This window comes from Litchfieldella qijiaojingensis (assembly GCF_014651875.1).
GTDB lineage: Bacteria > Pseudomonadota > Gammaproteobacteria > Pseudomonadales > Halomonadaceae > Litchfieldella > Litchfieldella qijiaojingensis.
Map to the genome: position 1 here is coordinate 355189 of NZ_BMXS01000001.1, position 16360 is coordinate 371548.

At 59.9% G+C, this 16360-nt stretch carries 15 protein-coding genes; 5 read left to right on the forward strand and 10 right to left on the reverse strand.

The genetic code is table 11. The annotated features are described in order from the left end of the window. Positions 1-5: 5 nt before the first annotated feature. Both gcvT and IE093_RS01795 read right to left on the reverse strand, forming a co-directional pair. Positions 6-1118, reverse strand: coding sequence for a glycine cleavage system aminomethyltransferase GcvT (gcvT, locus tag IE093_RS01790; RefSeq protein WP_189465510.1), 1113 nt, complete (start codon positions 1116-1118; stop codon positions 6-8). A gap of 78 nt (positions 1119-1196) precedes the next feature. After that, on the reverse strand, positions 1197-2573 hold the full coding sequence (locus IE093_RS01795; protein WP_189465514.1) for an alanine/glycine:cation symporter family protein: 1377 nt from the start codon (positions 2571-2573) through the stop codon (positions 1197-1199). A 515-nt stretch (positions 2574-3088) separates the two neighbouring features. On the opposite strand from IE093_RS01795, the gene gcvH reads away from it, so the two are divergent. The 3 genes from gcvH to sorT all read left to right on the forward strand — a co-directional run bounded on the left by gcvH (position 3089) and on the right by sorT (position 7847). Then, a complete protein-coding gene (gcvH, locus tag IE093_RS01800) occupies positions 3089-3481 on the forward strand; it encodes a glycine cleavage system protein GcvH (protein ID WP_189465517.1) in 393 nt (130 codons plus the stop codon). A 92-nt stretch (positions 3482-3573) separates the two neighbouring features. Next, positions 3574-6468 (forward strand): aminomethyl-transferring glycine dehydrogenase, encoded by a 2895-nt coding sequence (gene gcvP / locus IE093_RS01805; RefSeq protein ID WP_189465519.1) that lies wholly within the window; start codon positions 3574-3576, stop codon positions 6466-6468. A gap of 176 nt (positions 6469-6644) precedes the next feature. Beyond that, positions 6645-7847 (forward strand): SorT family sulfite dehydrogenase catalytic subunit, encoded by a 1203-nt coding sequence (gene sorT / locus IE093_RS01810; RefSeq protein ID WP_189465522.1) that lies wholly within the window; start codon positions 6645-6647, stop codon positions 7845-7847. 121 nt (positions 7848-7968) lie between these two features. Here the strand turns inward: sorT and IE093_RS01815 are convergent, their stop codons facing one another. Beyond that, positions 7969-8883 (reverse strand): LysR family transcriptional regulator, encoded by a 915-nt coding sequence (locus tag IE093_RS01815; protein WP_189465525.1) that lies wholly within the window; start codon positions 8881-8883, stop codon positions 7969-7971. 147 nt (positions 8884-9030) lie between these two features. On the opposite strand from IE093_RS01815, the gene ppnN reads away from it, so the two are divergent. Continuing rightward, positions 9031-10395: a nucleotide 5'-monophosphate nucleosidase PpnN gene (gene ppnN / locus IE093_RS01820; protein ID WP_308427183.1), complete on the forward strand. Its 1365-nt coding sequence runs from the start codon at positions 9031-9033 to the stop codon at positions 10393-10395. Positions 10396-10429: 34 nt separating this feature from the next. Here ppnN and IE093_RS01825 read toward each other — a convergent pair whose 3' ends face one another. Both IE093_RS01825 and IE093_RS01830 read right to left on the reverse strand, forming a co-directional pair. Then, a complete protein-coding gene (locus IE093_RS01825; RefSeq protein ID WP_189465527.1) occupies positions 10430-10804 on the reverse strand; it encodes a hypothetical protein in 375 nt (124 codons plus the stop codon). Position 10805: 1 nt separating this feature from the next. Further along, the gene (locus IE093_RS01830) at positions 10806-11270 is read right to left on the reverse strand and encodes a flavodoxin (RefSeq protein WP_189465531.1); all 465 of its coding nucleotides are present in this window, start codon (positions 11268-11270) and stop codon (positions 10806-10808) included. A 156-nt stretch (positions 11271-11426) separates the two neighbouring features. On the opposite strand from IE093_RS01830, the gene IE093_RS01835 reads away from it, so the two are divergent. After that, on the forward strand, positions 11427-11630 hold the full coding sequence (locus IE093_RS01835; RefSeq protein WP_189465535.1) for a DUF2788 domain-containing protein: 204 nt from the start codon (positions 11427-11429) through the stop codon (positions 11628-11630). Between the two features lie 118 nt (positions 11631-11748). Here IE093_RS01835 and ihfA read toward each other — a convergent pair whose 3' ends face one another. From ihfA to rpmI, 5 genes are all read right to left on the reverse strand, one after another. Continuing rightward, positions 11749-12054: an integration host factor subunit alpha gene (gene ihfA / locus IE093_RS01840; protein WP_189465538.1), complete on the reverse strand. Its 306-nt coding sequence runs from the start codon at positions 12052-12054 to the stop codon at positions 11749-11751. Between the two features lie 44 nt (positions 12055-12098). Further along, positions 12099-14480, reverse strand: coding sequence for a phenylalanine--tRNA ligase subunit beta (gene pheT / locus IE093_RS01845; protein WP_189465541.1), 2382 nt, complete (start codon positions 14478-14480; stop codon positions 12099-12101). A gap of 34 nt (positions 14481-14514) precedes the next feature. Beyond that, positions 14515-15534, reverse strand: coding sequence for a phenylalanine--tRNA ligase subunit alpha (gene pheS, locus IE093_RS01850; RefSeq protein ID WP_189465544.1), 1020 nt, complete (start codon positions 15532-15534; stop codon positions 14515-14517). 155 nt (positions 15535-15689) lie between these two features. Next, positions 15690-16043 carry a 50S ribosomal protein L20 gene (gene rplT / locus IE093_RS01855; RefSeq protein ID WP_189465547.1) on the reverse strand — a complete coding sequence of 118 codons (354 nt, stop codon included), beginning with the start codon at positions 16041-16043 and terminating at the stop codon, positions 15690-15692. A 35-nt stretch (positions 16044-16078) separates the two neighbouring features. Next, the gene (gene rpmI, locus IE093_RS01860; protein WP_189465550.1) at positions 16079-16273 is read right to left on the reverse strand and encodes a 50S ribosomal protein L35; all 195 of its coding nucleotides are present in this window, start codon (positions 16271-16273) and stop codon (positions 16079-16081) included. Positions 16274-16360 lie beyond the last annotated feature (87 nt).

Here is a 16360-nt window from a genome sequence, read left to right on the forward strand (position 1 = left end):
CAAGACTAGCCGCGATAATAGCCGGGAGTCACAAACGGCATCCTGGCGATGGTCATGGGCAGCCGCTTGCCACGCACCTCGGCAAATACCTGATTATCGAGCGCTGCATGCTCGATAGCCACATAACCCATGGCCACTGGCTTGCCGACACTTGGCCCGAAGCCTCCGGACGTCACTACACCGATTTTCTCGCCCTCTTCACTATACAGCTCGGCACCCTCGCGAACCGGAGCACGTCCTTCGCCCAGCAGACCGACACGCTTGCGAGTGTGATCCTTGTCCTCGACTTGCTGCAAAATCAGCTCGGCACCGGGGAAACCACCCTCGCGCTCGCCACCTCGGCGACGCGGCTTGCCAATCGCCCAGATCAGTCCCGCCTCGACTGGAGTGGTAGTGGTATCGATATCGTGGCCATACAGGCACAGTCCGGCTTCCAGGCGCAGTGAATCACGCGCCCCAAGCCCAATCGGCTCAACTTCCGGCTCGGCCAGCAGCCGCCTGGCCAGACGCTCCGCATCGCTGGCAGCCACTGAGATCTCGAAACCGTCTTCACCGGTATAACCGCTGCGACTCGCCCACACGGCGATACCGTCGATCTCGAAACGAGCATGCTGCATGAAAACCATATCGCAAGCCGCCGGACACAGCCGTTGCATGACAGTGGTCGCTTGCGGCCCCTGCAGGGCCAGCAAGCCGCGATCCAGCACCTCGACCTCGTAGTCATCGCCAAGCCCGGCTCTCAGGTGTGCCACATCCTGTTCCTTGCACGCCGCATTGACCACCAGGTAGAGATGATCCTCGCCCTTGACTACCATCAAGTCGTCGAGAATGCCGCCCTGATCGTTGGTGAACAAGGCATAACGCTGCGCCCCCACGGCCAGACCGACGATATCCGCCGGCACCAGGGCTTCCAGCGCCCCGGCAGGATCCGCGCCACGCACGATCACCTGCCCCATGTGGGAAACATCGAACAGCCCACAGGCGGCACGAGTGTGTTCATGTTCTTTCTTGACCCCAAGCGCAAACTGGACCGGCATTTCATAACCGGCGAAGGGCACCATCTTGCCCCCCAGCTCGACATGCAGGTCGTGAAGCGGAGTCCTGTTGAGTTCGCTCATCGCTTGTACTCTCACCCTCGGTTGTATCGGTCAGGATAGCCAGGCGACGACCATTCCCAGGTCGCCGCCTGGCGTCGATTACCTAAGCTCCTCGCCCGGCAGAACCTCCTTGCCGTCGAAGAAGTCGCGAGCCAACTGGAAGACCACCGGCGACAACAAGGCCAGGGCAATCAAGTTGGGAATCGCCATCATGGCGTTGAAGGTGTCCGCCATCAGCCAGATCAGACCAAGCTGTGCCAAGGCGCCGACCGGGATAGCAAGCACGAACAGTACGCGATAAAGCATAATGGAGCGCACCCCGAACAAGTACTCGAAGCACTTCTCGCCATAGAAGGACCAGCCCAGAATGGTGGTGAATGCAAACACCGCCAAGGCGATCGACACGATATGGTTGCCCACACCCGGCAGGGCCGCCTCGAAGGACAGCGCGGTCAGGGAGGCACCCGCTTCACCAGTTTCCCATACCGTGGAGGTCAGAATCACCAGCGCGGTGATCGAGCACACGATGATGGTATCGATGAAGGTTCCCAGCATGGCGATCAGCCCTTGGCGTACCGGGTTCCTGGTCTGTGCCGCGGCATGCGCGATGGGCGCACTGCCCAGGCCCGCCTCGTTGGAGAAGATACCCCGTGCCACGCCGAAGCGAATCGCTGCCATCACCGCGGCCCCTGCGAAGCCACCCACGGCGGCATGCGGGTTGAAGGCAAAGTAGAAGATCATGCCAAAGGCATCGCCGATCTGGCTGGCATTGGCGATCAGTACCGCGATACCGGCGACGACATACGCGATCCCCATGATCGGCACCAGCTTGCCCGCCACCTTGGCGATCCGCTTGATCCCGCCCAGGATGACGGCGCCGGCAAGTACCATGATCACCACCCCGGTCACCCAATGCGGCAAACCGAAGGATGCATCGAGCGCATCGGCGACTGAGTTGGACTGCACGGTATTACCGATACCAAAAGCAGCCACCGCACCAAACAGAGCGAAAGCACCGCCCAACCAGGCCCACTTGCTGCCCAGTCCATTCTTGATGTAGAACATCGGCCCACCAACGTGGTTGCCGATCTCGTCCACTTCACGGTAGCGTACCGCAAGTACCGCCTCGGCAAATTTGGTGGCCATGCCCACCAATGCGGTGATCCACATCCAGAACACCGCCCCCGGACCACCCAGGGCGATTGCGGTGGCCACCCCGGCGATATTACCAGTACCGATGGTGGCCGAGAGAGCGGTCATCAAAGCGTTGAAGGGCGATATTTCCCCCTCCTTTTCTTCATCCTTGGCCGATACCCGTCCCTTGAACATCAGCTTGAAGCCCATGCCCAGCTTACGAATCGGCATCAGTTTCAAGCCGATCTGCAGGTAAAGGCCGACCCCCAGCAACAGGATCAGCATCAACGGTCCCCACACCACGCTATTGATGGCGGTGAAGACTCCGGTCAAGGTTTCCATCTGTCATTCTCCCCAATTTCCCGTTTCTTGTTATGCACAGGTGTGCATAGCCTGGTCTGCTAACAGGCAGAACCCGCGTACGATAGCGGATATCACCATGTTTCCTCTAGTATTGCGTCGGAAACATTGGTCTTACGTCTATCTACAACAAAATGTTGGGCCGCATGCTTGCACCTTTCACTATTGGATCACTGCCAGCACCAAAGGAAAATTGTTTCTTATAGGAAACATAGGTACATTAGCCGCCATCGCGCTGACGTACAAGTCGAAAGGGACCCTGGAGCCCATTTCCTCCAAGCGTAGCCACTCCCGGAGGGATATGGTGCCCTTGCGCGCTGGTGCGTCGGACAATTCGCTGCAGGTGCTGGACGATGGCGACAAAGCCGGCCACCCTTATGTGGCGGTCAAGCACTCGAATTGGCGAATCGGGCGTTAGCACCAGCCGGCTCGCCATTCGGTTATAATGACGCTACGATTCCCCGAAACAGAAAAACCATTTCGTATAGGAAAACGTAATGAGCACTATCCCCGCGAATCTGAGCTACACCGAAAGCCATGAATGGGTGCTGGACAATGGTGACGGCACTGTGACGGTGGGTATTACCGATCATGCCCAGCAGGCACTGGGCGATGTGGTCTTCGTCGAACTCCCCGAGGTCGGGCGTGAGCTGGATGCCGGTGAAGAATTCGGCGTCATCGAGTCGGTCAAGGCCGCCTCGGACCTCTACGCCCCCCTGGCAGGCGAGGTGCTCGAGGTCAACGAAGCGCTCGAGGACGCCCCGGAGACCGTCAACGAATCTCCCTACGAAGATGGCTGGATCGCCAAATTGAAGCCGGCCGACATCACGGTGCTCGACAACCTGCTCGATGCCGACGCCTACGCCCAACTGGCCGAGGAAGACGACTGACGATGAGGCCTGGCGAGCCCCGGGCTCGCCCCTCTATCTCACTCACTATCCGTCAGGGGCTTGACCGCTCCGCAATTACCACAAGGTGATGCATGGCTTTAGATAATCGCCGCCTGGCCGAACTGGCCGGCCACGACGCCTTCCTTCGTCGTCATAATGGCCCCGATGCCGACGACATGACACGGATGCTCGAGGCACTGAACCTCGATAGCATCGGCTCTCTGATCGAGAAAACCGTACCGGCGGGCATTCGTCTGGACCGCGAACTGGACCTCGATGGCCCACGCGCCGAAGCCGAGGCACTCGATTATCTCAAGCGCCTGGCGCGCCAGAACAAGGTATTCAAGACCTATATCGGCCAAGGCTATTACAACACTCACCTGCCAGCAGTCATCCAGCGTAACGTACTGGAAAACCCCGGTTGGTATACCGCCTACACACCCTATCAGCCAGAGATCGCCCAGGGCCGCCTGGAGGGACTGCTCAATTTTCAGCAAATGGTCATGGACCTCACCGGCATGGAGTTGGCCAACGCCTCCCTGCTAGATGAGGCGACTGCTGCAGCCGAAGCCATGGCCCTATGCAAGCGTGCCAACAAGAAGAGCAAGAGCCATGCTTTCTTCGTCGCCGACGACGTACTTCCGCAGACCCTGGACGTGGTGCGTACCCGCGCCTACTACTTTGGCTTCGAACTGATCGTTGCGCCAGCAGCGGAAGTCGCCGACCACAATGTATTCGGTGCCCTGTTGCAGTATCCAGGTCAAAGCGGCGAGGTCCACGACCTTGCTCCGTTGCTGTCGGCCGCTTCCGAGCAAGGCATCATGACCTGCGTCGCCGCCGACATCATGAGTCTGGTCCTGCTCAAGGAACCCGGTCGACTGGGCGCCGATATCGTGGTCGGCAATACCCAGCGTTTCGGTGTACCCATGGGTTTCGGCGGTCCGCATGCCGCGTTCTTCGCCACCACCGACAAGCTCAAGCGCTCGATTCCCGGTCGTATCATCGGCGTTTCCAAGGACTCCCGTGGCGAGCAGGCGCTGCGCATGGCCATGCAGACCCGCGAGCAGCACATCCGCCGCGAAAAGGCCACGTCCAACATCTGTACCGCCCAGGCGCTGCTGGCCAACATCGCCGGCTTCTATGCCGTCTATCATGGCGCCGAAGGCCTGCGCACCATCGCCACGCGCATCCACCGTCTGACTACCATCCTTGCCGAGGGGCTCAAGCGCAAGGGGATACGTCTGGCGCACGATAGCTGGTTCGACACACTGCGCCTGACCGGCGCGGATGCGGGCAAGATCCATGGTCGAGCCATGACCCACGAGATCAACCTGCGCTACTTCGAGGGTGGCGATATCGGCGTCAGCCTTGACGAAACCACCACCGCAGCGGACTTGGGCGTGTTGTTCGATGTACTGCTTGGTGAGGAACACGAGCTTTCCGTTTCCGTGCTGGACGACGAGGTCATCGCAGACAAACTCAGCGGCATCCCTAACGCCTGCCGGCGTGAGTCCGATTTCCTGACGCACCCGACCTTCCGTCGCTATCACAGCGAAACCGAGATGCTGCGCTATCTCAAGCGACTGGAAAACAAGGATCTATCGCTGACGCATGCGATGATTCCGCTGGGCTCATGCACCATGAAGCTCAATGCCACCAGCGAGATGATTCCCATCACCTGGCCGGAATTCGCCCATATTCACCCCTTCGCTCCCAAGGATCAGGTGGTGGGCTACAAGCAGATGATCGACGAACTGGCCGCCTTCCTGGTGGAGATCACTGGCTACGAGCATATCTCCATGCAACCCAACTCCGGGGCGCAAGGCGAATATGCCGGCCTGGTGGCCATCCGCCGCTATCAAGCCGCCCAAGGCCAGGGCCATCGCGATATTTGCCTGATTCCCAGCTCCGCTCACGGCACCAACCCCGCATCGGCGGCCATGGCCCACATGAAAGTGGTGGTGGTGGAGTGCGACAAGGATGGCAACATCGACCTGAGCGATCTGCGCGACAAGGCCAAGCAGCATGGCGACAATCTCTCGGCGATCATGCTCACCTATCCGTCGACGCACGGCGTCTTCGAAGAAGGCATCCGCGAAGCCTGCAAGATCGTTCATGAGCACGGCGGCCAAGTCTACATCGATGGTGCCAACATGAACGCTCAGGTCGGGCTGGCGCGCCCCGGCGACTTCGGCGGTGATGTCTCGCACCTCAACCTGCACAAGACCTTCTGCATCCCCCACGGTGGCGGTGGCCCGGGCATGGGACCGATCGGTGTCAAGGCTCACCTGGCGCCTTATGTCTCCAATCACGTGGTGACGCCCATCCAAGGCGTCAACGCGGAGTGCGGAGCGGTTTCGGCGGCTGCCTTCGGTTCGGCCTCGATCCTGCCCATCTCCTGGGCCTACATCAAGATGATGGGCGCCCGAGGGCTACGGGAGGCAACCGAACTCGCCATCCTCAACGCCAACTATATTGCACACCGTCTGGGTGGGCACTATCCGGTGCTCTACAAGGGGCTCAACGGTACCGTGGCCCACGAGTGCATCATCGACATCCGGTCTCTCAAGGCCAGTTCGGGAATCTCGGAAGAGGACATCGCCAAACGCTTGATGGACTATGGCTTCCACGCCCCGACCATGTCCTTCCCCGTACCCGGCACCCTGATGGTCGAACCGACCGAATCGGAATCGCTTTACGAAATCGACCGATTCTGCGATGCCATGATCGCCATACGCGAGGAGATCGCTCGCGTGGAACGTGGCGAATGGCCGGCCGACAACAACCCGCTGGTCCACGCCCCACATACCATGGCGGACCTGATGGATGCACACTGGGAACGGCCCTATTCGCGTGAGCTAGGTGCCTTCCCCTCGGAGGCGGTCAAGTCAGCCAAGTACTGGCCGGCGGTCAATCGCGTCGACAACGTGTTCGGCGACCGCCAACTGGTCTGTTCCTGCCCGAGCATCGACGAATACCGCGATTGACCATCGGTGCAGCCCACCATGCGACGAACCCTCGGCCTGAGCGCCGAGGGTTCGTGCGTCCGGGGACACCGTCCCTTATCTTGACCGATCCAAGAAAACGAATATATACCTAAATTCCATGTACCGGCTTCGTCCTGGTCATGTCTCCCACATCACAACAACCCAGGAGACACGTCATGGAATCCTCCTCAATGCCCGCCGAGCCAACGCAGACCCTGGAAAACCCCGCAAGGCGACTGCTACTCAAGGGCAGCGCCGGTGCGGTGGCCGCCTTGGGCATCATGAGCCTGATCCCGGTCGCACGCGCCGATGAACTCTCCACCCTACCCGACTATGCCTCGTGGAAGCGACAGCAGGACCTGATCCTGCACAGCGAAGCAACCATGGAAACTCGCCGTGGCGCTATCCGCAGCGGTATCGTCACCCCGAGCCAGACCCTGTTCGTACGCAATAACCTGCTGGCACCGGATGCCAGCATCATTGCCGATCCCGACACTTGGCAGGTGCGCTTCGAAGGCGTCAACGATCCTCGTACCCTGACCGTCGGAGAACTCAAGAAGATCGATGTCCAGACTGTCGCATCGGTTCTGCAGTGCTCCGGCAACGGCCGTGCCTTCTTTCCTCACGGGGCGAGCGGCACGCAATGGAGCGTCGGTGCGGCAGGCTGCATCGTGTGGACCGGTGTTCCGCTCAAGGCAGTTGTCGATGAACTCGGAGGCCCCATTGGTGGTGCCAGGTTCGTCACCGGCACCGGTGGCGAAGAAATCCCCGAAGGCCTCGATGCCAAGCAAGTGATGGTCGAACGTTCCGTGCCGTTGGAAGTCATGGACCGCATTCTTCTCGCCTGGGAGCTCAACGACGACTCCATCCCCATTGCTCATGGCGGCCCCTTACGCATGGTGGTACCCGGCTTCTATGGGGTCAACAACGTCAAGTACGTCAAGCAGGTTGCCCTGACAGAAAACGAGAGCGACGCCAAGATCCAGGTATCGGGCTATCGTGTCCGCGATGTGGGCGTCAGCGGCGCCCCAGACCAGCCATCCATGTGGAAGATGAATGTCAAATCCTGGATCACGCTGCCCCTCGATACCACCGAACAGGGACGCAACATGATCTACGGGGTCGCTTTCGGCGGCACCAGGACGATCGACAAGGTCGAAGTGTCGGTCGACGACGGCGAAACCTGGCAAGAGGCGGAGTTGCTGGGGCCGGACCTAGGACCTTACGCTTGGCGGCCTTTCGTGCTGGCCACCGAATTGGCGCCGGGCGAGTATCGTATCGTCTCACGTGCCACCGACGTGGAAGGACAGGGTGAAGGACGCGGTCAAGGGAGGTGTCGGCGTGATGCCGGCCTACGAAGGGAGTCTATCCAGCGATGAGATAGAGGCGCTCGTCCACTATGTCACTATGGCAACCGGCAGTGATGACGATGACAAATGACCTCCCCCTATCACTGGGCGCCACCGCCACCGGTCGATTTCCGGGAGGAATCGCTCCCCCTCAGCCTAGACTCGGCTCTTCGGAATAGCCGTACAGGGTATGTCGGCGATGTTGACGGAAATCGTCCAACAACTGGGCATAGCGACGCGGCAATTCACCTCCCGCAGGCGTGACCACGTGCAGAGTCTCGTAAACGGGATGTGGCAGTGCCAATTCCTTGACCTGACGCTGCCAGGGCGACGTCTCGAGCACCAGGCGCGAGATCACGGTGAAGCCAAGCCCTCGGGCCACGGCATCCAACACCATGGAAACTTCGTTGGTATAACCCTGCTGAGGAAAATGGCTCATGGAACGAAACTCACCGGGAAAATTGGCACGCATCAACTGACTGGCGTGGTTGATGCCATCCGAGTAGTTCATGAAGCCCAGCCCGAGAAGGTCATTGAGCGTGGTGCCAGTGAAGTCGGCCGGCACCACCAGGCACAATGGCTCCTGATACCAAAGTTCGTAATCCAGGTCGGGATGCTTGATTACGTCGGTGACGATCCCCAGATCGTAACGACCAGCCAGCACGTCCTGTACGATCTCGTTGTTGAACGCAAAGCTATAACTTACCGTGAGCCCGGGATACATCTGCTGATAGCCGAGAATGAACGGATAGAACATCAGGCCGACGCTACCCGGCGAAGCGATGCGACACTCGCCGGAATCCAGTGAGTCGTTGTCAAGGGAGTGACGGAAATGCTCATGTTCGGCGAACAGCTTGACAGCATAGTCGTAAGCACGGCGTCCAGCCTCGGTGAGAGTGAACTTTCGGCCATGCCGATTGAGCAAAGGCTTGCCCAGATACTGCTCGAGCTTGCGAATGTGCTGACTGACCCCCGGCTGGGTCATATCCAGTCGACGAGCGGTGTGCGTGAAGCTACCGGTTTCGACCAACGTAATGAAGGTCCTGAAGTACTGGGCGTTGAACATGGAGCATGTGGTCCATTCATCAGCCTGATGGAGATGCGCAATGGCAGGCACTCCATCCTATCAGATTTCAGCAATTTACGCAGCGCTGCGAGCTTGACGCTGGCATGATAGCATCGTGAAAGTCACGCCAACCAAGAGTTTCCGACCGTGCCCGAAACCATCTCCACCACTCTTTCCCCTGAAGGCAGCCTCGAAGTGCTATCTCAACACGAGGTGAACCGCCTGCGTGATACCTCGGCCAGCGGTCTGCACGATCTCCTTCGTTGCTGCGCCCTGGCGGTGCTCAACTGCGGTAATCCCACCGACGATAGCCGCAAGGTCATGGAGACCTATCACGACTTCGATATCGAGGTCCTGCAACAGGATCGCGGCATCCGTCTCAAGCTTAGCAACGCCCCCGCCGAAGCCTTCGTCGACGGCAAGATGATTCGCGGCATCCGCGAACTGCTATCGGCGGTATTGCGCGACGTGGTCTACGTTTACAACGAGATCCAGACTCAGCAGCGCTTCGATCTCAGCACCGGAGAAGGCACTACCAACGCCATCTTCCATATTCTGCGCAAAGCCGGCGCTCTCAAGCCTTCGCGGGACCCCAGCATGGTGGTTTGTTGGGGCGGTCACTCGATTTCCCGCGAGGAGTACGAGTACGCCAAGGATGTCGGCTACCACTTGGGCTTGCGCGATCTGGACATCTGCACCGGCTGCGGCCCCGGCGCCATGAAGGGACCCATGAAAGGGGCCAATGTGGCCCACGCCAAACAGCGCCGCAATCAGAGCCGCTATCTAGGCATCTCCGAGCCGGGCATCATCGCTGCGGAGTCACCCAACCCGATCGTCAACGAACTGGTGATCATGCCCGACATCGAGAAACGCCTCGAGGCCTTCGTGCGCGTCGGGCACGGCATCATCGTATTCCCAGGCGGGGTCGGCACTGCCGAGGAAATTCTCTACCTGCTCGGCATCCTGTTGCACCCCAGCAACAATGACATGCCGTATCCAGTGATTTTCACCGGACCGGCCAACTCCGCCGACTACTTCAAGCGTATCGACGAATTCCTCGTCTATACGCTGGGGAGCGCGGTTCGGGACCGCTATCGCATCCTCATCGATGACCCGATCGGGGTGGCACGCAGCATGCGAGCGGGCATCAATGAGGTCACCGACTTCCGCCGCGCCCACCAAGACGCTTTCTATTACAACTGGCGCCTCAACATCGACCGCGACTTCCAGGAACCCTTCGCTCCCAACCACGAGGCAATGGCCGGCCTGGCGCTGCATCGCAACCAGCCCGTCCACGAACTCGCCGCCAACCTGCGGCGTGCTTTCTCGGGCATTGTCGCCGGCAACGTCAAGGAACCGGGAATTCGTGCCATCGAAGCCAACGGCCCCTTCCGGCTACACGCCGAATCTGAGCTGATGACGCGGCTGGACGAACTGCTCAGCTCCTTCGTCGACCAAGGACGCATGAAACTGCCGGACAGTACCTACGTACCCTGCTATACCCTGCAATGATCGCCATTGCACCTGAAGGCGCACCCTCGCGCCTTCAGGTACGGTTGGAGACAGGCTTCCACCACAGCCCCAGCACATGCAACAGCAGCCCCAGTGTCACCCCCCGCGACAACAGCACCTGCCAGTTGATCCAGGCTGGCGAAAAAGTATGCCAGATCGCCATTACCGCCAGGCCGGCCAGAACGGCGAATCCCAGGCGACGCAGCAGCGGCAGCAACCGTGTCCGAGCCTCCACTGCCAACATGCGCCAGTGAATCACGGCAATCACGGCGACCACCACGAACGCCATCCCGATCAGCGACAGTCGAGTATCGAGCCCCTCGGCCACGTAACGGGGCAAGGTGGCAAGAATCACCAGCAGCAGGCCCAGCATCACACTTAGCCGTTCGGGCGAGGGAGCGACCTGCATTTCAGGCAACCTGTAGATTTTCTTCGGCGATCCAGGCCTCGGCCCAGGGTAAAGCCTCATCATCGGCCATGAAGGTCTCCATGGCATCGACCTCGAGGCGTTCGCCGAGGCGTTGGGCACCAAGCTCTTCGAGCAGGGCGTCGAGGGCACGACCCGCGCCGCAGAAGGTATCTCCGTAGGAACTGTCGCCAAGCGCTATCAATCCATAGCGCAGCTCCGTCAATGAAGGGCTCTGTTCACTGAGGGCTCGCGTGAAGGGCACGATATTGCCCGGATAGTCGCCGCTTCCGGTAGTCGATGTGCAGAACAGCGCCAGGTCGGTCGGCGAACCAAGTAGGTCGTCCAGGCTCGGCTGGTCATAGATAGTGACCTCGTAGCCGGCCTGCTCGAAGAGTGGCTTCACTTGTTCGGCGACGTCCAATGCACCGCCATATACAGTACCAACAAAAATCTTCAGGATGGGCATGGGCTTGATTGACTTGAGAAATTTTCCCGAATGGTAACACAGTCGACAGCCAAGCCGAATCCTGCATACGGCCTGTGCTATTGCACCGCGCCCCTCTACCTGCAAGGCTCCCTGTTCACGGGCTATACTCGCCCTTTTCTCGGCACAGGAGAGAACATGCGGGAAACATTCGAAGCCTGGATCACGCCGGTGCTGATCGGCGGTCTGATCTTGTTCATGTGTTTTATCATCTGGGATCTGGCTCGTAAGTCACGAGCCGGCAGGTTCGGCACGCTGATGCTGTTCATCGTGCTGGGAGCAGGCATGCTCGGCTATGTCTTCAAGGTGGTCATTACCTATTTGATGGAAGGCACCACCTAGGTTCTTCCGAAAACTGCCTGCGCTCTTGGCCATTATTGTGCCATTGAGCAATGGCGGCATACAAAGAGGCGCCATTCACTGGGAATGACGCCTCCTCCATCACGGACCTCGATCGGCTTCAGCGGCTCAGGGGGCCATCGAAGTCTTCGACACGCCCCTTGAGCTTCTGTCCGGGCCGGAAAGTCACCACGCGCCGTGCCGAAATAGGGATTTCCTCTCCGGTCTTGGGATTGCGTCCGGGGCGTTCCCGCTTGTCGCGCAGATCGAAGTTGCCGAATCCCGACAACTTCACCTGCTCGTTCTCACGCAGGCAGCCACGGATTTCCTCGAAGAAGGCCTCCACCATCGACTTGGCCTCGCGCTTGGACAAGCCAAGCTCGACATGCAGATGTTCGGCCAATTCCGCCTTGGTCAACGCACCCATGGTCATTCCCTCGTTGGATCGCCGCCGCCGCGCAGATCGGAAACTCAGCTTCTAAGCCGAGCGCCGAACCGTTGCCCGGTTTCGGTGACGATGGCATCGACTAACCGATTGATTTCATCGTCATTAAGCGTGCGCGAAGGATGCTGCCAGGTCAAGCCCAAAGCGACGCTCTTGTACCCTTCCGGCACCCCCTTGCCTTGATAGACATCGAACAGACGCAGCTCCGTCAGCCATTCGCCAGCCTGCTCTCGAAGGCAATCCAGCAACGATTGCACGGGCAGGTCCTCTTCGACCAACAGCGCCAGATCGCGCCGTACCTCCGGGAAGCGTGACAACGGCACGAACGACGGCAAGCGGCCTTGGGTCAAGGCATCGAGTCGCACTTCGAACAGCACCGCATCGACCTTCAACCCCAACTCGGCGCGCACCGCCGGATGCAACGTACCGATCCAGCCCACTTCATCGCCACGGTACAAGACACGTGCCGTTTGCCCAGGATGCAAGGCCGAATGCTGTCCCGGCTCGAAGCGCCAGGCCGCGGCATCGCCTCCCATGGCCAACAGGCTTTCCAGGTCACCTTTGACGTCGTAGAAGTCGACCGTCTCGCGTCCAGCGCCCCAGCCCTCAGGTTCACGCGGACCACATGCAAGAGCGCCCAGCATGGGAATCTGCGCCAGGTCGTCCAGTTCACCACGGAACACCAGACCAGCTTCGAACAGGCGTACACGGCTCTGCTGACGGTTGAGATTGTACTCCAACGCCTTGATCAACCCCGGGAACAGACTGGCCCGCATCACCGACATGTCACTGGAGATGGGATTGGCCAGACGTGGCGACACGGCCTGAGGCATCAGAGTCCGCTGCAACTCGGGGGAAACGAAGCTATAGCTGATCGCCTCCTGATAGCCCCGCGCCGCCATCTGATGACGCATCCTCGAGAGTGGCTGGCGGCTCTCACCATCTGGCCTCAGTGCCAAGCGGGCTTGCGGGCGACGAACCGGCAGACGGTTATAACCATGAATCCGTGCCAGCTCCTCGATCAGATCTTCCTCGATGTCGATGTCGAAGCGCCAACTCGGCGCCTCCACTCGCCAGCCTTCAGCTGTTTCATGCACGACCATGCCAAGCCGTTGCAGAATGTCCTCGACCGTCTCGGATGCCAGAGTCACGCCCAGTGCCTGCTCGAGACGTGCTGCACGCAGCTCGACATGTCGTGCCGGCGGCAAGTGGTCGTGGCTGGTCACATCGATCACCGGTCCGGGTTCACCACCGGTGATCTTGCGCAATAGCGCAGTGGCCCGTTCCACGGCCAAGCGGGTCAACTCAGGATCGACCCCACGCTCGAAACGGTGCGAGGCATCGGTATGCAGCCCATAGGTGCGCGCCTGACCCGCCACTGCCAGCGGCGTGAAGAATGCCGACTCGAGAAAGATGTCACGCGTTTCCAGGTTGACCCCGGAATGCTCGCCCCCCATGACCCCAGCGATCGCCAGCGGTCCACGGTGATCGGCAATCACCAGGGTATCGTCGCGAAGAGCGATTTCCTGGCCATCGAGCAGTACCAGGCGCTCACCCTCGCGTGCCAGGCGAACGTCGATCGCCTCATGTAGATTGCCCAGATCGAAGGCGTGCATCGGCTGGCCCAGTTCGAGCATCACATAATTGGTGATGTCGACCACCGGATCGATACTGCGGATGCTGCTGCGACGCAGTCGCTCGACCATCCATAGCGGCGTTTCGGCGCCGACATTGACCCCCTTGATCAGCCGCCCGATATAACGAGGGCAACGCTCGGGGTCGCTGACATGTATCGGGAATCGCTCATCATGCGTCGCCTCCTGCGTCTCGATGGCTGGCCCCTCCACGGCCAGACGGTTGAGCACACCGACCTCGCGAGCCAACCCCTTGATGCTCAAGCAATCTCCACGATTGGGCGTCAGGTCGACTTCGATGGTACTGTCATCGAGTTCCATCCAGGCACGAAAATCCTCGCCCACCGGCGCCAGTGCGGGTAGCACGAGAATCCCGGCCGAATGCCCCTCTTCCAGCCCCAACTCGGACGCCGAGCAGATCATCCCTCGAGAGTCCACCCCGCGCAGTTTGGCTTTCTTGATCTTGAAGTCGCCGGGCAGCACCGCACCAACTCGCGCAAACGGCACCTTTTGGCCAACCGCCACATTGGGCGCGCCGCACACGACTTGCAGCGGTTCGCCACTGCCGTCATCGACCTGGCAGACACTGAGCTTATCGGCATCGGGGTGCTGCACCTTGTCGATTACATGGGCTATCACGACACCTTCGAAATTCTCGGCGACCGCTTCCACGGCATCGACCTCGAGACCGGCCATGGTGATCTGGTCGGCCAGCGCCTGGGTCGCCAGTTGTGGTGACACCCACTCACGCAACCATTGTTCGGAAAATTTCATGGGAGTTCCTGTCTTCTGGTATCGGTCGGTGCAGTCAAGCGAATTGTCGCAGGAAGCGCAGGTCGTTCTCGAAGAACAGCCGCAAATCGTTGACGCCGTAGCGCAGCATGGCCAAACGCTCGGCCCCCATGCCGAAGGCGAACCCCTTGTAGCGCTCGGCATCGATACCGGAATAGCGGAACACCTCCGGATGCACCATGCCGCAGCCCATGACTTCCAGCCAGCCGCTGTGCGAACAGACTCGACACCCTTCACCACCGCACATCACGCACTGGATATCAACCTCGGCGGAAGGCTCGGTGAACGGGAAATAGGAAGGCCGGAAACGTACCGACAGATCGTCGCGCTCAAAGAAGGCGTGCAGGAAGTCCTCGATGGTACCCTTGAGGTCGGCAAAGCTGACATCCTCGTCGACCAACAGCCCCTCCACCTGATGGAACATCGGGGTATGGGTCAGATCGGAGTCGCTGCGATAGACACGACCAGGACAAACGACGCGAATCGGTGGCGCGGACTCCTTCATGGTACGCACCTGTACCGGGGAGGTATGGGTACGCAGCAGGCGCGTGGCGTCGAAGTAGAAGGTATCGGCCATGCCCCGTGCCGGGTGATGCTCAGGGATATTGAGCGCCTCGAAGTTGTGGTAGTCATCCTCGATCTCCGGCCCCACCGCCACATCGTAGCCAATTCGAGTGAACAGTCCTTCGATGCGCTCTAAGGTTCTGGTGACGGGATGCAAGCCGCCGTTCGCCTGTCCGCGTCCCGGCAAGGTCACATCGAGGCGTTCGGCTGACAACCGAGCGTCGAGCGCAGCCTGTTCCAACGCTTGCCTGCGGCTATCGAGTTCAACCCCGAGCTGCTGCTTGGCCTGGTTGATTCGTTCGCCTGCTGCGGGACGCTCTTCTGCCGGCAACTTGCCCAGCCCTTTGAGCAAGGCGGTGATCTCGCCTTTCTTGCCAAGGTAACGCACCCGTACCTCGTCGAGCGACTGCATATCCTCGGCAGCCTCGATGGCGGAACGAGCCTCGGCAACCAGATTGGGAAGATGGTCCATCCGTTCAGCTCCGAATACGTTTCGATCGACACGAGGCCATCAAAACGGGGTCTTGGAATAAAAAACAGGGGAAGAGCGGCTGCCCTTCCCCTGTGACGTTCACACGACGTCCCGATACGCGATCATATTCGGAACGCCGAAACGGCCAGTGTCACTTATTGAGCAGCCTTGGCCTTCTCGACGATGGCAGCGAAGGCCGCTTTCTCGTGAACGGCGAGATCGGCGAGAACCTTGCGATCGATCTCGATGCCAGCCTTCTTGAGGCCAGCAATGAAACGGCTGTAGGACAGACCACTCTGACGAGCCGCCGCATTGATACGCGCGATCCACAATGCACGGAACTGACGCTTGCGCTGGCGACGGTCACGGTAGGCATACTGCCCTGCCTTGATGACCGCCTGCTTGGCAACGCGGAATACCCGCGAGCGAGCGCCATAGTAACCCTTGGCCTGCTTCAGAATCTTCTTGTGACGGCGACGAGCCACCACTCCACGCTTGACACGAGTCATGACATTCTCCTGACGTTATAGGGAATCAACCAAGCTTAGAGATTCGGCAACATGCGCTGAATCAATGCCTTGTCGGCGTCGTGGATCTGCTTCATCCCACGAAGATGACGCTTACGCTTGGTGGACTTCTTGGTCAGGATGTGGCTACGGAAAGACTGCTTGTGCTTGAAGCCATGAGCCGTCTTCTTGAAGCGCTTGGCAGCGCCGCTGTTACTCTTGATTTTCGGCATGAGGGAAAACTCCACTCGGTGTTTTTCAGAAAACCCAAGGCCGATAGCCGCCAGCCCTTCGGTACCGGCGACTACCCGTTAGCCTGC

Coding starts and splice junctions, on each gene's coding strand:
- gcvT (WP_189465510.1), bottom strand. CDS start 1,118: ATGAGCGAACTCAACAGGACTCCGCTTCACGACCTGCATGTCGAGCTG.
- IE093_RS01795 (WP_189465514.1), bottom strand. CDS start 2,573: ATGGAAACCTTGACCGGAGTCTTCACCGCCATCAATAGCGTGGTGTGG.
- gcvH (WP_189465517.1), top strand. CDS start 3,089: ATGAGCACTATCCCCGCGAATCTGAGCTACACCGAAAGCCATGAATGG.
- gcvP (WP_189465519.1), top strand. CDS start 3,574: ATGGCTTTAGATAATCGCCGCCTGGCCGAACTGGCCGGCCACGACGCC.
- sorT (WP_189465522.1), top strand. CDS start 6,645: ATGGAATCCTCCTCAATGCCCGCCGAGCCAACGCAGACCCTGGAAAAC.
- IE093_RS01815 (WP_189465525.1), bottom strand. CDS start 8,883: ATGTTCAACGCCCAGTACTTCAGGACCTTCATTACGTTGGTCGAAACC.
- IE093_RS01825 (WP_189465527.1), bottom strand. CDS start 10,804: ATGCAGGTCGCTCCCTCGCCCGAACGGCTAAGTGTGATGCTGGGCCTG.
- IE093_RS01830 (WP_189465531.1), bottom strand. CDS start 11,270: ATGCCCATCCTGAAGATTTTTGTTGGTACTGTATATGGCGGTGCATTG.
- IE093_RS01835 (WP_189465535.1), top strand. CDS start 11,427: ATGCGGGAAACATTCGAAGCCTGGATCACGCCGGTGCTGATCGGCGGT.
- ihfA (WP_189465538.1), bottom strand. CDS start 12,054: ATGGGTGCGTTGACCAAGGCGGAATTGGCCGAACATCTGCATGTCGAG.
- pheT (WP_189465541.1), bottom strand. CDS start 14,480: ATGAAATTTTCCGAACAATGGTTGCGTGAGTGGGTGTCACCACAACTG.
- pheS (WP_189465544.1), bottom strand. CDS start 15,534: ATGGACCATCTTCCCAATCTGGTTGCCGAGGCTCGTTCCGCCATCGAG.
- rplT (WP_189465547.1), bottom strand. CDS start 16,043: ATGACTCGTGTCAAGCGTGGAGTGGTGGCTCGTCGCCGTCACAAGAAG.
- rpmI (WP_189465550.1), bottom strand. CDS start 16,273: ATGCCGAAAATCAAGAGTAACAGCGGCGCTGCCAAGCGCTTCAAGAAG.